The 14,268-nt window shown below is 34.7% G+C and carries 15 protein-coding genes (1 of these 15 running past the window's edge); 10 read left to right on the top strand and 5 right to left on the bottom strand.

All coding sequences use genetic code 11. The features are described 5' to 3' along the window. Positions 1–177: 177 nt before the first annotated feature. On the top strand, positions 178–1,872 hold the full coding sequence (locus INR75_RS11760) for a M23 family metallopeptidase (RefSeq protein ID WP_223088960.1): 1,695 nt from the start codon (positions 178–180) through the stop codon (positions 1,870–1,872). Between the two features lie 115 nt (positions 1,873–1,987). Here INR75_RS11760 and INR75_RS11755 read toward each other — a convergent pair whose 3' ends face one another. Further along, complete coding sequence (locus INR75_RS11755; RefSeq protein ID WP_223088959.1) at positions 1,988–3,136, bottom strand: cysteine desulfurase family protein; 1,149 nt, start codon at positions 3,134–3,136, stop codon at positions 1,988–1,990. 89 nt (positions 3,137–3,225) lie between these two features. On the opposite strand from INR75_RS11755, the gene INR75_RS11750 reads away from it, so the two are divergent. After that, on the top strand, positions 3,226–4,242 hold the full coding sequence (locus tag INR75_RS11750; RefSeq protein ID WP_223088958.1) for a hypothetical protein: 1,017 nt from the start codon (positions 3,226–3,228) through the stop codon (positions 4,240–4,242). Between the two features lie 107 nt (positions 4,243–4,349). Here the strand turns inward: INR75_RS11750 and INR75_RS11745 are convergent, their stop codons facing one another. Beyond that, positions 4,350–4,904, bottom strand: coding sequence for a Smr/MutS family protein (locus tag INR75_RS11745; RefSeq protein ID WP_223088957.1), 555 nt, complete (start codon positions 4,902–4,904; stop codon positions 4,350–4,352). Further along, positions 4,904–5,113 (bottom strand): hypothetical protein, encoded by a 210-nt coding sequence (locus INR75_RS11740; protein WP_223088956.1) that lies wholly within the window; start codon positions 5,111–5,113, stop codon positions 4,904–4,906. Before INR75_RS11740 ends, INR75_RS11745 begins: the two co-directional genes overlap by 1 nt. A gap of 90 nt (positions 5,114–5,203) precedes the next feature. On the opposite strand from INR75_RS11740, the gene INR75_RS11735 reads away from it, so the two are divergent. Genes INR75_RS11735 through INR75_RS11725 form a run of 3 tightly spaced genes read left to right on the top strand, consistent with a single transcriptional unit; the run spans position 5,204 to position 7,634 of the window. Beyond that, complete coding sequence (locus tag INR75_RS11735; RefSeq protein ID WP_223088955.1) at positions 5,204–7,006, top strand: T9SS type A sorting domain-containing protein; 1,803 nt, start codon at positions 5,204–5,206, stop codon at positions 7,004–7,006. A gap of 19 nt (positions 7,007–7,025) precedes the next feature. Continuing rightward, positions 7,026–7,307, top strand: coding sequence for a DUF2752 domain-containing protein (locus INR75_RS11730; RefSeq protein ID WP_223088954.1), 282 nt, complete (start codon positions 7,026–7,028; stop codon positions 7,305–7,307). 3 nt (positions 7,308–7,310) lie between these two features. Then, positions 7,311–7,634, top strand: a complete 324-nt coding sequence (locus tag INR75_RS11725) for a CCC motif membrane protein (RefSeq protein WP_092544294.1) — start codon at positions 7,311–7,313, stop codon at positions 7,632–7,634. A 76-nt stretch (positions 7,635–7,710) separates the two neighbouring features. Here INR75_RS11725 and rocD read toward each other — a convergent pair whose 3' ends face one another. Then, positions 7,711–8,955 carry an ornithine--oxo-acid transaminase gene (gene rocD / locus INR75_RS11720; RefSeq protein ID WP_223088953.1) on the bottom strand — a complete coding sequence of 415 codons (1,245 nt, stop codon included), beginning with the start codon at positions 8,953–8,955 and terminating at the stop codon, positions 7,711–7,713. A gap of 166 nt (positions 8,956–9,121) precedes the next feature. Here rocD and rlmD point away from each other — a divergent pair, with 166 nt between their 5' ends. The 3 genes from rlmD to INR75_RS11705 are packed head-to-tail and all read left to right on the top strand — an operon-like array spanning position 9,122 to position 11,867. Next, entirely contained in the window at positions 9,122–10,531 is a 1,410-nt protein-coding gene (gene rlmD / locus INR75_RS11715; protein WP_223088952.1) for a 23S rRNA (uracil(1939)-C(5))-methyltransferase RlmD, read from the top strand. Then, on the top strand, positions 10,531–11,115 hold the full coding sequence (locus INR75_RS11710; RefSeq protein WP_223088951.1) for a DUF6452 family protein: 585 nt from the start codon (positions 10,531–10,533) through the stop codon (positions 11,113–11,115). Before rlmD ends, INR75_RS11710 begins: the two co-directional genes overlap by 1 nt. After that, entirely contained in the window at positions 11,115–11,867 is a 753-nt protein-coding gene (locus tag INR75_RS11705; RefSeq protein ID WP_223088950.1) for a DUF6048 family protein, read from the top strand. The genes INR75_RS11710 and INR75_RS11705 overlap by 1 nt, the downstream gene beginning before the upstream one ends. Here the strand turns inward: INR75_RS11705 and INR75_RS11700 are convergent. Then, positions 11,864–13,021, bottom strand: coding sequence for a class I SAM-dependent RNA methyltransferase (locus INR75_RS11700; RefSeq protein WP_223088949.1), 1,158 nt, complete (start codon positions 13,019–13,021; stop codon positions 11,864–11,866). The two genes, INR75_RS11705 and INR75_RS11700, sit on opposite strands and share 4 nt — an antisense overlap. Before the next feature lie 148 nt (positions 13,022–13,169). Between INR75_RS11700 and INR75_RS11695 the strand changes: the two genes are divergently transcribed. Both INR75_RS11695 and INR75_RS11690 read left to right on the top strand, forming a co-directional pair. Next, a complete protein-coding gene (locus INR75_RS11695; RefSeq protein WP_223091915.1) occupies positions 13,170–13,838 on the top strand; it encodes a ZIP family metal transporter in 669 nt (222 codons plus the stop codon). Between the two features lie 3 nt (positions 13,839–13,841). After that, on the top strand, positions 13,842–14,268 hold the 5' portion of the coding sequence (locus INR75_RS11690) for a DUF4268 domain-containing protein (RefSeq protein WP_223088948.1). 5 nt of this gene lie beyond the right edge of the window; the window shows 427 of its 432 coding nt (coding positions 1–427); it begins with the start codon at positions 13,842–13,844; its stop codon lies beyond the right edge, outside the window.

Below are 14,268 nucleotides of genomic sequence, written 5' to 3'. Positions count from 1 at the left end.
CAAACTCGATACTAATCCTTACAAAGTTAACATACCGTTTTAAATTTGCAATGATTTTTTATTTCAATTTTCGTTTTTAAGCCTTATAAATTCTAACTTTCTAAATTATAGTGATTTAATTTTGCACGAAGTTTGATTACCTTTACGCAAGTAGAATTTAATGATTTTTGACGATTTATGAAGCGATTTTTCAGCCTTTTTCTTGGCCTTTTTTCCCTGGTAGCTAATGCACAGATCGATAATGTCCCTCAGGATTATTTTAAAGATCCACTTGATATTCCCCTAGTTTTATCTGGAACTTTTGGCGAATTACGGTCTAATCACTTTCATGCAGGATTAGATATTAAAACACAGGGACGGCAGGGATTAGAAGTAAAAGCTTCAGCGAAAGGTTTTATAAGCCGAATCAAAATTCAGCATTATGGCTACGGAAAAGCTTTATACGTACAACATCCAAATGGCTACACCACCGTTTATGGTCACTTGAAAAAGTTAGCACCAAAAATCGAAGAATACCTGAAAGAACGCCAATACAATAAAGAATCTTACGAAATCGAATTGTTTCCCGGCGCTGCTGAATTACAGGTTGATCAGGGAGAAGTAATTGCTTATAGCGGAAATACCGGCGGTAGCGGCGGCCCACACCTGCATTTTGAAATTCGGGACGGCAGCCAGAGACCAATGAACCCTGAAATGTTTGGTATTGATATTCAGGATACTCGAGATCCTATTGTAGATGGATTATTTGCTTATCCTATTGGCGAAGGTGCTCATGTAAACAATTCGGCTAATCGACAAAAATTACGTTTAATTCCGCAGAATGATGGTTCCTATAGCACCAATACAGTGGAAGCTTGTGGAGAAATTGGCTTCGGAATTTCAACTGTAGATCAAAAAAGTCTTGCTCCCAATAAAAATGGAGTTTATAAAATTGAAGCTACCTTAAACGGAAGTCCGGTGATGAACTTAGATTTTCAGCGTTTTTCTTTTGCTGAAAGCAGATATCTGAATTTCCTTATTGATTACGAATATTACTCGAATCACAGAAAAAGAGTTCAGAAATTATTCAAAGAAAGTAATAATCCGCTTAGTATTTATAAGGGTGTTGTAAATGAAGGAAAATTAGATATTGAAGATGGATTGGATTATAATTACGTGGTTGAAGTAAACGATTTTAAAGGAAACTCTAAAACGATTAGAATCCCAATCAAAGGTAATTTCTCTGGTGAGATCACCCCGAAAGATGACGTGAAAACCGACTACTTTACTAATTACAATGAGACTTTTTCTATTGAAGAAAACGGAATAGACATTTACATTCCTAAAAATGCATTGTATTACGATACATTTTTAGATATCGAATTTATGGGAGACACGGTAAAAGTGCATCATGACGATGTGCCATTACACAAAAACATGACCATTGGTTTTGATGTAAGCGATATCCCGACTGAAGAAAAGGAAAAAATGTTTGTGGCCAGGTTAAACAAATACGGTCGTCCTAGTTATTCCACAACTTACAAGAAACCAACTCGTTTTACCACCGGCACACGCAGTTTTGGAGAATATACGCTAGTTTCAGATGTTAATCCACCTTCAGTAAGACCGGTTAATTTTTATAACGGCCAGTGGATTTCAGGAAATAGTGATTTAAAAGTAAAAATTAGTGATGATCTAAGCGGAATCCAAAGTTTTAGAGCAACCGTAAACGGCAAATGGATTCTAATGGAATATGAATACAAAAACAATACACTAACGCACGATTTTTCTGATGGAGTAGTCTCTGAAACCGAAAATGATTTCAAACTAATTGTCACCGATAATGTTGGAAACGCCACAACTTACGAAGCCAAATTCTTCAGAAAAAATTGATCTTTAAAATAACCAAAAACGCCTCGCAATTGCGAGGCGTTTTTATTGGTACCACCAAAGTTTATAATACTCCGAATTTTGTCTCGAGATAATTTACTAAAACTCGATTATCGAGTTAAGATTCGATAAATTCTTTAAGTGTTTTTACCACATAATTGATCTCTTCTTTGGTGTTATATTTTGAAAATGAAAAACGAATGGAAGGGGTTTTTAAATCTTCTTCTGAAAGGAAAGCATTTAAAACATGCGAACCTTTATCGCTTCCACTTTGGCAGGCACTACCTTTAGAACAGGCAATTCCTTTTAAATCCAGCTGAAACAACAACATTAAAGCTTTTTCCTCACTTACCGGAAGATTTACATTAATCAAGGTATAGGTGCTTTTATCTAAATCACCAGATTTCCCGTTAAATTTCACTCCGGGAATTTCTTTTTTAAGCGCTTCGATAAAATGAGATTTTAAAGCTGTAGTATAAGCTTTTTCTTCTTCAAGATTTGCATAAGCCAGTTTAAATGCTTCCTCTAAACCTACAATATTGTGTAGACCTTCTGTACCTGCCCGATAACCACGTTCCTGCTCTCCCCCAAAGATTAGCGGTTTTAGACCACTATTTTTTCTGATAAAAGCAAAACCAACACCTTTAGGTCCGTGAAATTTATGTGCGCTCACTGCAGTAAAATCTACCGGAATTTCCTGCAGATCGATCTCGTAATGACCAATAGACTGTACCGTATCTGAATGAAATAAAGCTTTATATTCTTTACAAAGTAAGGCTACCTTTTTAAGATCAAGCTTATTCCCTACTTCATTATTTACATGCATTAAACTTACCAGCGTTTTAACATCAGAGTTCTTAAGACGATTTTCCAGATTCTTTAGATCAACTTCACCTTCCGCAGTAAGATTAACATATTCAACTTCAATGTCAAAACAATCTTTCAGTTGATTTACTGAATATAAAACGGCATGATGCTCAATTTCCGAAGTTATTATACGTCTTACACCAAGGTCTCTCACAGCACTGTTTAGCGCAAGATTATCGGCTTCAGTTCCGCCGGAAGTAAAAATTATTTCAGCAGCAGTAACATTTAACTGTTTTGCGATCGTCTTTCTCGCTTTCTCAATTAACGATTTAGCAGAACGCCCAAAACTATGAGTTGATGAAGGGTTTCCATAATTATCCTGCATCACTTCAGTTATTTTAGTTATAACTTCAGGACGCATTTGCGTTGTGGCGGCAGAGTCTAAATATACTTTTTCCATGGCGGACAAAGGTAGTGGTATTTAAAATAATTTTAAAGAAGCTCCGTTGAAAATCTATAAAACTTCTATTTTTGTTCAAAAGCTTTTTTATGAAAAAGATATTAGGCGTTTTAAGCCTTGCGCTCTTAATGTTCTCTTGTGATGATGGAGATATTGTGGTAACCGATTTTGCTATTGAAGATGCCGAACTTGATGTTTGTGGATTAGATGAAAAAGTAATATTCGCTGTAAATAATGATGGTGTTTACGAAAGTATTTCACTGATTCTTGATGCTACGGGGCCAATAAATGATACGGTAAATGGAGCTTTAATTTCTGAAATTGGAGATCACCCATTTAATTTGGATGATAATAATCGCTTAATTTACAGAATCTATGATGGACCAATAGACAGTGATTATTTTTGTTCTTCGGTACCGCCAAGCACACCTCGTGTTGTGCAGGAATTTATTAGTGGAAATGCGGGTACAGTTACCATTAGCGTTGCATATACCGATAACCTTGATGAAACAGACGATACCGATGGAGACGGAGTTCCTAATAATGTAGAAGGTTTTGATCCAAATCTAACCGATGCTGAAATGTTGGATACCGATGGCGACGGAATTCCAGATTATCTTGATATAGACGATGATGGCGATAATGTACTTACCGAAGATGAACTAAATCCTGAAGAAGGATCTTGGGAAGAATTTGGTTTCTTAGATACAGATGGTGATGGTACTCCAGATTACCTTGATCCAGATGACGATGGTGACGGTGTACCAACAAGAAATGAGGTAAATGGTAACGACTTAGCAAACCTGGATGAAGGTCAGTATTTGAATCCTTTAAATTACGACCAACAGGATGGAATTCCAGATTATCTAAATAGTGAATTTCAACGAGATTTTGACAATCCTACCTATATAGAAAATGAAATTCAGCGTAGTGTGATTACAGAAGTTACAATCTCTGGATTTAGCTTAAGAGACCGTGATGGAAATGCGCCAGATATCAATACTAATGTTGCCTTCGTAATGGGAAGCTATAATTCTTCGTATACCATCATTTATGAAAGAAATGTAGATACAGAAGAAGATGATGAAGAAACTGAAGTAGAATAAAACCTGAACTTAAGGCCAAGCCCTCGAGGTAATAGGAGAAAATTTTCTCAATTTCGAGACAAGCCTCGTGAAATAAAAACTTTAATCAGGGACTAAATAATTAGGGATTAGGGGTTCTGAAAAATATAAACTTCAGTAGCTCCTAATCCATATCTTTGATAGTTGGCATCGTAAAATTTCACATTTTCGTATCTACTAAAAAGATATTCTAGTTCAGCTTTTAATACCCCTTCGCCTACACCGTGAATAAAAACTATTTTCTGGATTCTTTTTCGGATGGCAAATTCTAATTGACCTCGTGCCGTATCTAATTGCTTGGTAAGAATATCATGATTAGACAGACCTTTTTTCGAAGGAAGTAATTTTTCGATATGCAAATCGACTTCCATTGGCGGAATTTGCTTTTCCTTTTTCTTATTCGAGGCTCTTTTTTTATTTTTTCTGAAGTGTTCTTTTTCCTGAAGTGCTTCGGCAATAGTATCACTCTCCAGCTCTAGTAATGGCTCTACATCTTGTTGTATTTTAACCAGATCCTTCGTAGGAAACTTCATAGGAAATCCATCTAAAGTTTCAATCGTTAAAATATCACCCTGAATTTCAACAATCTCACCTTCGATATCATCATCGATCACCTGGACGCTATCTCCTACTGCAAATTTCATTACTCGTTTTCGTTTTCCTGTTCTTTTTTATAATCATCTTTGGTAGCCGACCAGAATTGAGTTGCGCGATATAAACCGAACATCAAAATCACCAGTCCAATGATCTTCGCATAAGGCGTATCATCGGCAACTGACATTCCGTAGATCAAAATAACAGCACCAACTATAATAATAAGAGTATTAAGCATTTGCGACTTGTTCTTTTTCATCTTTTTTTTAAGCCTTTAGTCTAATTTTTAAAAATTTTCGTATATTAAAAGGAAAATTGAACTATTTTTGCATGCAAATTTAATTTAATTATGAAGCAATATTACATAATATTGGCATTAATCTTTCCGATGCTTGTGAATGCACAGGTTGACTTATTTGTTTCACCGTCTAGCAATGGTGACAGTTATGTTTATGTTAATGATGAAATATTGTACGTAAATAAAGGAATTAAACTTAAGAAAAATAGTACAGGTTCTACAGAAGCCAGTATCTATTTAAGAAATGAAGCTCAATTACTTCAGGGGGATACCATTAAAAGTTCCGGGGACGGTTACCTTTCTGTCTTTCAAGAAGGAACTTCAAATGCTTTTGATTATAATTATTGGTCTTTACCTGTAAGTACGGAGAATAAAACCTGGAAGCAAATTATTTATGAACCTAAAACTAAAACATTAAGTAATAAAGCTAATTTCACTTCCGGTCTTAACGGGCAGGCATTACCGTTAACCATTTCAAAAAGATGGTTGTATATTTTTAGAGGAACTGGTTATAGTAATTGGGAACATGTCGGAAATGATGTCGAGAAAATAAAACCTGGTTTTGGGTTTTCAATGAAAGGGACTAACGATGATAATTTATCGGATATTGTAAATGGAGTACCAAACAATCCTGGAAGTGCACAAAGATATGATTTTAGAGGTCTCCCTAACAACGGAGATATCAAGGTATGGGTTGATGAAGGTAATTCAGTTTTAATTGGAAACCCTTATCCTTCATCATTAGATCTCCAGAAGTTTTTGATAGAAAACGACAAAATTACTGGAATTGCATATTTCTGGGATAGTAAAGAAAATGTGAATTCTCATCAATTAAATGAATACGAAGGAGGTTACGGCTACTATGCTCCCGGAGATGGCAATGATTCTGGGGTTTATACTAGAGCGGTTTTTGCTAAGTACAATGGTAATGGTACATACCAAAGAAATACAAACAATCAAGGTAAAAATCTTTTAAAACAAAATATTCCAATTGCACAAGGTTTTATGGTAGTGGGAGATAATGGAGGTGGAAATATTGTTTTTAGTAATAAGTATAGAGTTTATGAGCCTGAATTAGAATTGAAATCAAGTCAAAAATCTCAAACTCCTTTAGCCAATCAAACTAAAAACTCTTCTATTATCATACCTCAAAAAAATAATGCTCTTAGATTGAGGCTCAATATATCATTTAATGACACTTATACTAGACAATTAGTTTTAGCATTTAGCGACAGGGCTACTAACGGTTATGATAGAGCCATGGATGCTGCCATGTATGGTAAGTTATCAAGTGATGCAGCATGGAATATCGATGATCAGGAATATGTGATTAATTATAAACCCTTTAGAAGAGATGAATTAATACCTGTTAATTTGATTACAAATAATAACATGGAAGTAGATTTTTTTATTGTTCAAAATGAAAATCTCGAAAACGAAAACATCTTTTTATACGATTCTGAAAATAATCGATACACCGATATAAAAAAAGAACATTACAAAGTACAATTAAATGGTGATTTTAAAGATCGCTTTTTCATTGCATTTGAAAATGATCAACCAACCGAAGAAGAAAAGGTTCAGGCAACCGCAGAAGAAGAATTTATTACTTCAATTGATGTTTTCCAAAACAATAACGAAGGTCGCTTACAGGTATTAGTTCCACAAAACGTACAGGTAAAACATATTTCGGTGTACAATTTGAATGCTGGAGCCGTAATTAGCAAGGATGTTTCAACGTCTGAAAAAGATTTCAGCTTCTCTACTTCTAATCTTAGAGATGCTATTTATATTGTTCAGATCAATACCGCAGATAATAGAACAGTAACCAAGAAAATAACAGTTAAAAATTAATACCGGTTACGAAGAATATATGCTTCCTTGCCTTAACAAGACACTTCTGGGTGTAGATTGTTATGGTTGTGGTGGGCAAAGAGCTGCAATTTTACTTTTTCAGGGTAATTTCAAAGAGGCTTTTCTAATGTATCCTGCAATTTACACCTTAGTTATTTTTGCGATTTTCTTGATCATCAATATTAAATATAAGTTTAAAGGCGATTTTAAAGTTAAGATCGCTTTTATTTTTTTGAATGCATCGGTAATGATTATTTCGTATGTTTTCAAAATGAGCCAATTTTATAACCTAACCAATTAATCAATCATGAAAGAAAAATTACCTAATTCCACACTCATTTTAGTTTTCGGAATATTATCTATTATAGGCTGTTGTTGCTATGGATTATTCGGAATTGTATTTGGAATTTTAGCCATCGTATTAGCCAATAAAGCGAAAGAACTTTACTATGCGAATCCAGAACTTTATACAGGTTACGAAAATGTAAAAACCGGTCGTATTCTAGGTATTATTGGTTTAGTGCTTAGTGCACTTTCATTTATTTCTGGAATAATTGCACTTATTTCTGCCGGCGGAATAGAAGGCTTGATGGAAATGCAAAGAGAGATATATAGTTCAGGATTATAATACATCATAAGTTCTAAACTGCTATAAATCAAAAATCCCCGGAAAAACCGGGGATTTTTTTAATCTTATTTGATTCTTATTTCTCAAATTCTTTTAGAGTTTTTGTAATGATATCTACACAATCTCTAAGTTGTTCTTCATTCATTACTAAAGGTGGTGCAAAACGAATAATATTACCGTGAGTAGGTTTTGCTAACAAACCATTTTCCTTCAGAGCAACACAAATATCCCAGGCTGTCGAACTATCTGGAGAATCATTTATTACAATTGCGTTTAAAAGGCCTTTACCCCTTACTAATTCAACAATATTAGAAGTTCTTATATAATCATCAAAAAGTCTACGGAATAAACCTCCCAACTTTTCTGCATTTTCGGCCAATTTTTCATCCTTTATTACCTCTAATGCTGCGTGGGCAACTGCGCAAGCAAGTGGATTACCTCCAAAAGTAGAACCATGCTGACCTGGTTTGATCACATCCATCACATTGTTATTCGCTAAAACAGCAGAGACAGGATATACCCCACCTGAAATTGCTTTCCCTAAGATAAGAACATCAGGCTTTACTTCCTCGTGATCTACTGCCAGTAATTGCCCAGTTCTGGCGATTCCTGTTTGAACTTCGTCTGCTATAAATAGAACATTGTGTTTTTCACATAACTCTTTTGCTCTCTTTAAAAACCCTTCAGAAGGCACATAAACTCCGGCTTCACCCTGAATTGGCTCTACCAAGAATCCTGCTATATTACTATTTTCATTCAGTGCCTTTTCTAATGCATCGATATCATCATAAGGTATTTTTTGAAATCCTGGTGTATACGGTCCAAAATTTCTACGTGCTTCCTCGTCATTAGAAAAAGAAATAATCGTTGTTGTTCTTCCGTGGAAATTATTTTCGCAAACAATTATTTCAGCCTCAGTTTCTTTTACTCCTTTAGTTTCGTAAGCCCATTTTCTGGCAACTTTAATAGCAGTTTCTACCGCTTCTGCACCAGTATTCATTGGCAACAACTTATCAAACCCAAAATACTCTGTAGCATATTTTTCAAAGGGACCAAGCACATCATTATGAAATGCTCTTGAAGTTAAAGTTAAAGTAGCCGCTTGTTTATTTAATGCCTCTACAATTTTTGGATGACAATGTCCCTGGTTAACTGCAGAATATGCCGAAAGAAAATCATAATATTTTTTTCCTTCTACATCCCAAACATGCACGCCCTCTCCTCTACTTAGTACAGCTGGTAACGGATGGTAATTATGCGCACCATGCTTGTCTTCTAACTCGATAGCTTGTTGTGATGAATTAATTTCTGTTAATGGCATTTCTTTTTCAAATTTTAATCATTAATATATACAATTCCTTCTTGTTCTGCTCTTACAGATTAGGAGAGAAATCATCCATTTTTAATGTTTTCGCAATTTACTAAATGTTTCCTGATTTTTTTAATGACAGCCACCATTAATCCTGCAATTATTCTATTTTTGCGATATGGGAAGAAGGAATAAAAATAAGCTATTTGAAGCTGTTGAAGTTGTTGATGCCGGTGCTAAAGGAAAAAGCATTGCCAAGTCACCAGATGGCCGAGTAATTTTTGTAAATAATGCCGTACCTGGTGATGTAATCGACGTGCAAACTACCAAAAAACGTAAGTCGTATTTTGAAGGTACAGCTATAAATTTTCATTCATATTCAGATAAAAGAGTAGAACCTGTTTGCCAACATTTTGGGACCTGTGGTGGTTGCAAATGGCAGTTTATGGATTATAAATATCAACTTGAATATAAACAACAGGAAGTTACAAACAATCTTCAGCGTCTAGGGAAAATAGAATTACCCGAAATAACCCCAATTTTAGGCAGTAAGGAAATTTATTTTTATCGTAATAAAATGGAATTCTCTTTTAGTGATAGCCGTTGGTTGACTTTAGAAGAAATTCAAAGTGGTAAAGATTTTGACGATAAAAATGCGCTTGGTTTCCATATTCCAGGAATGTGGGATAAAATTTTAGACATTAAGAAATGTCACCTTCAGGAAGACCCTAGTAACGCGATAAGAAATTTTGTGAAGATTTTTGCGACGCAAAATGAAATCCCATTCTTTAATACCAGAGCACAATCAGGTCTACTTAGAACTCTAATGATTAGAACTACTAGCACTGGTGAAATTATGGTTCTTATTCAGTTTTTTGAAGAAGATAGGGATGCTAGAGAATTGCTATTAAATGCCGTGGCTGAAGAATTCCCAGAGATCACTTCATTACAGTACGTGATCAATAACAAAGGAAATGACACAATTTACGATCAGGAAGTGATATGTTACAAAGGTAGAGATCATATTTTCGAAGAAATGGAAGGTCTTAAATTTAAGATCAACGCCAAATCATTTTACCAAACAAATTCTGCCCAGGCTTACGAACTTTATAAGATCACAAGAGAATTTGCAGATCTTAAAGGAGATGAATTAGTTTACGATCTTTATACAGGTACAGGAACTATCGCTCAGTTTGTGGCAAAACAAGCTAAAAAAGTTATTGGTGTTGAGGCAGTTCCTGAAGCGATTAGTGATGCGATTGAAAATGCCGAAAGAAATGACATAACAAATACCGAATTCTTTGCTGGAGACATGAAAAAAGTTTTTACTGAAAACTTTATCAATAAACATGGCCATCCAGACGTTATAATAACAGATCCACCACGAGACGGAATGCATAAAGACGTGGTCGCTCAAATTATAGGAATATTACCAGAAAAAATCGTTTATGTAAGTTGTAATTCGGCTACACAAGCAAGAGATCTTGCTTTGCTAGACGAATATTATAAGGTAACCAAGGTGCAGCCTGTCGATATGTTCCCACAAACATTTCATGTTGAAAATGTGGTTTGTTTAGAAAGAAAATAATGAAGTTTACTAATTATAAAAGTCATTTAATTTTATCGATTTTCATCCTGGTAATTTTTGCAGGATGCCAAAGGGATGACATTTGCCCAGAAACAGTAGATACAACTCCTATGTTAGTAATCAATTTCTTTGATGCTACCACTCGGGAGCCGAGAACTTCAGTTAACTTAACGGTTCGTGAAGCAGGAAGAGATCCACTAGATCTGGTTTTATATCGCGAGAATAGCCAAAGTATACGACTTCCGTTAAGAACAGGCGAAAATTCAACTCAGTATGAATTTGTATATAACGGCCCTATTTATGATGAAAATGGTGAGGTTGTAGAAGATGAAGATGATAATCTAGAGACCAATACAGATATTATCGAGTTTAATTACGATCCAGAAGAAGAATATATCAACCGAGCTTGTTCATTTAAAGTAAACTATTTGAATATAGATTACATCACAGACGGGGGCGAAGACGATCGATGGATCACCAGGATGGAATTTTTAGTCGATGATGTCGTTTCAGATAATTTTGAAAATGCAGACGAAGATGATGAAGATGCCATAACCGCACATTTAAATATCTATTTTGAATAATGCCTGAAAAAACAGTCCGAAATTATATAAAATCAGCACTAGTTTTTAGTCTTCTACTCTTTTTACTGAGCACTAATATTTTGTCTGCACAGAATCAGGAAGAAGAATTTGCTGAAATAGCTGCGGAAGCCGATACCGTGTACAAAGAAAAGTATGGCTTACGTGTGGGAATTGACCTAAGTAAATTAGCCAGAACCGCATTAGATGAAGACTACACAGGCTTTATGCTTGAAGCCGATATGAGAATCTATGATAATTATTATCTGGCGGCCGAGATTGGTAATGAAACACTACCCTTTGGCGAAGACTATATTCGAGTTTCCGCCTCAGGAAGCTTTATAAAGATAGGAGCTAATTACAATGCTTATGAAAACTGGGAAGGCATGCAAAATATCGTATTTGCAGGTCTACGCTACGGATTTTCGACCTTTAGCCAGGATATTGAAGAGTATCGTATATACACCACTAATGATTACTTTAACGATGATATAAGGTTTAACGGTGAAGAAACTTCAGGTTTAACTGCAAGTTGGATCGAACTGATGGCCGGCTTTAAAGTTGAAGTGCTGAAAAATCTATATCTTTCGGCTAACGTTCAGCTTAAACGTAGACTAAGCCAAACTACGCCCGATGGTTTCGATAATCTTACCATACCCGGTTTTGGGCGTACGTTCGACGATAGTAATTTTGGAATTGGCTACGGATACTCTATCTCTTACCTAATTCCTATTTTCAGAAAGGCTAAAAATTAGAATTGCTTTTTTCGCTTCTTAGAACCTTCATAAATTTCATATTTCAAAAAACGAGATTCTAAACCTCCGTTAAACATTTTCACTTTGCGTGAAGGTCTTAAACCTACGTTCTTTAGAGCTTCATCATCTGAAGTGATAAACCAGGCTTCAGTCCCAGGATAACTTTGTTTTAATGTATCACCTATTCTCCTATAGAATTCTGAAATATTTACCTGCAATCTTTCTCCGTATGGTGGATTGAAAACCATATGCAGGTGGCGATCATTTCTTTTTTCAGTTTCAAAAAAATCTGTTCGCTCTATTTTTATAAATTCTGAAAGATTGGCATTCTTCACATTGTCCTTTGCTTTTTCTACTGCAGATGGCGCTTTGTCATACCCAAGAATTTCAAAATGAAAATCTTTAACTTTCTTAAGAATGGAAGCTTCTATCTTTTCGAATAAATCTTCATCCCAGTCTTTCCAACGTTCAAACCCAAACTCTTTTCGGTTAATATTTGCAGGAATATTACACGCAATCATAGCTGCTTCAATAGGAATGGTTCCACTACCACACATAGGATCCAAAAAATCACACTGGCCATTCCAACCTGACTTCAATATCATACCAGCAGCAAGAATCTCGTTTATAGGAGCAATATTGGTGGCCGTACGATATCCTCTTTTATGCAGCGAATCTCCACTGGTATCTAATGAGACATTACACCATGTTTTTTCGATGTGAATATTTACTCGTAAGTCTGGAAATTTTAAATCTACATTAGGTCGTTTACCATATTGCTCTCGATAACGATCTACAATAGCATCTTTGGTCTTTAAAGAGATATATTTTGAATGGGTAAATACTTCAGAATGTAATGTAGCATCCACAGCTAAGCTTCCATTAACATCTAAAACTTCATCCCAATTTAGCTTTTTAATATTGTTGTATAAATCCTCCTCTGAAAATACTTTAAAACCAGCAAAGGGCTTTAAGATCTTTATAGCCGTACGCAGGCAAAGATTAGCCTTATACATAAAACCTTTGTCACCTACAAAACTTACCATTCTATTCCCCTCTTTCACATCCATTGCACCCAAATCTCTAAGCTCTTTTGCCAAGATTGGTTCAAAACCAAAAAAAGTTTTCGCTATCATTTTAAAGTTACCATCCATATTCGATCATCTTTTAAAGAATGGCAAAATTACGTTATTTTCGCAGCAAATAATAACCTTAGCTTAATTGGTTAAAAAATTAATTTTTTCTGAAATCATTCAGTAAAAAGATCGACTAAGCAGCGCCATAATTAACAGGAAACGATTGATGATATTTATTTTACCCCTTTTAGCTGTATTACTAGGTTATTTAATTGCAAAATTTCTAAAACCATCATCGTCCACAAGTTTTAAACTTCTATTATCCTTTAGTGGTGCATATTTACTATCTGTAACAGTTTTTGAGCTACTTCCAGAAGTTTACGAGAATAAAGGAAAAGAGATAGGCGTCTTTATTTTGTTAGGTCTATTATTCCAGATCATATTAGAATTTATATCGAAAGGATTGGAGCATGGTCATATGCACCATGATCCAAATTCTAAACAATTCCCCATAATGCTTTTATTTAGTTTGGGAATACATTCTTTATTAGAAGGTTTTCCTCTAAGTGAGAGCTCTCATCTATTATATGGTGTTGCAATTCATAAAATACCAGTAGCAGCTATTCTAAGTATATTTTTGTTCAATTCTAAACTGGGAAAATTTAAAGCAGCTCTATTCTTACTTCTATTTGCTTTAATGACCCCAATCGGAAGTTTTCTAAAAATTCAATTCGATTCCATACAAAATTACGGCGCCTATATAAATGCAGTAGTTATAGGCGTATTTTTACACATATCAACTACTATTTTATTCGAAGCTTCTAAAGATCATAAATTTAATGCCTCGAAATTATGCGTAATTATTTTGGGAATTCTACTAGCTTATTTTATGTAATTTATGTTCAGTAAAGAAGAAAGTAAAAAAATTAGACAGGAATTTTGGACAAGCTTTGGACAGGAATATTCACGAAAATGGATTCTTTATAACACCAAAGTTAAGCAAATTCAACTAAAATTTACATTTACCAGAAAAACAGCAATGGTATCTTTAGATGTTGATTCTGAAGATGAAATTATTCAATCCTATTATTTTGAAAAACTAGAATCTCTAAAAAATTTACTGAAATCTGAATACCTGCCTGATATCGTATTTGATGCTGAGTATGAATTACCTGAAGGAAAAAGCGTTTCAAGAATCTACGTACAACTAGAAGATAAAGTAAGTATTACTAACAGAAATGATTGGCCACAGGTTAAGAGTTTTTTTGCTGAAAATATGCATCAACTAGAAATGTTTTGGCTAGAGTTTAAAGATTTTATTACTG

This window comes from Zunongwangia sp. SCSIO 43204, from assembly GCF_019904275.1.
GTDB lineage: Bacteria > Bacteroidota > Bacteroidia > Flavobacteriales > Flavobacteriaceae > Zunongwangia > Zunongwangia mangrovi.
Note: the sequence above shows the minus strand (reverse complement) of the source record. Positions and strands in the feature narration are given on the sequence as shown.

Bases quoted from the DNA above. Each gene is read 5' to 3' on its own strand.
- INR75_RS11760 (WP_223088960.1), top strand. From the start codon at position 178: ATGAAGCGATTTTTCAGCCTTTTTCTTGGCCTTTTTTCCCTGGTAGCT.
- INR75_RS11755 (WP_223088959.1), bottom strand. From the start codon at position 3,136: ATGGAAAAAGTATATTTAGACTCTGCCGCCACAACGCAAATGCGTCCT.
- INR75_RS11750 (WP_223088958.1), top strand. From the start codon at position 3,226: ATGAAAAAGATATTAGGCGTTTTAAGCCTTGCGCTCTTAATGTTCTCT.
- INR75_RS11745 (WP_223088957.1), bottom strand. From the start codon at position 4,904: ATGAAATTTGCAGTAGGAGATAGCGTCCAGGTGATCGATGATGATATC.
- INR75_RS11740 (WP_223088956.1), bottom strand. From the start codon at position 5,113: ATGAAAAAGAACAAGTCGCAAATGCTTAATACTCTTATTATTATAGTT.
- INR75_RS11735 (WP_223088955.1), top strand. From the start codon at position 5,204: ATGAAGCAATATTACATAATATTGGCATTAATCTTTCCGATGCTTGTG.
- INR75_RS11730 (WP_223088954.1), top strand. From the start codon at position 7,026: ATGCTTCCTTGCCTTAACAAGACACTTCTGGGTGTAGATTGTTATGGT.
- rocD (WP_223088953.1), bottom strand. From the start codon at position 8,955: ATGCCATTAACAGAAATTAATTCATCACAACAAGCTATCGAGTTAGAA.
- rlmD (WP_223088952.1), top strand. From the start codon at position 9,122: ATGGGAAGAAGGAATAAAAATAAGCTATTTGAAGCTGTTGAAGTTGTT.
- INR75_RS11710 (WP_223088951.1), top strand. From the start codon at position 10,531: ATGAAGTTTACTAATTATAAAAGTCATTTAATTTTATCGATTTTCATC.
- INR75_RS11705 (WP_223088950.1), top strand. From the start codon at position 11,115: ATGCCTGAAAAAACAGTCCGAAATTATATAAAATCAGCACTAGTTTTT.
- INR75_RS11700 (WP_223088949.1), bottom strand. From the start codon at position 13,021: ATGGATGGTAACTTTAAAATGATAGCGAAAACTTTTTTTGGTTTTGAA.
- INR75_RS11695 (WP_223091915.1), top strand. From the start codon at position 13,170: ATGATATTTATTTTACCCCTTTTAGCTGTATTACTAGGTTATTTAATT.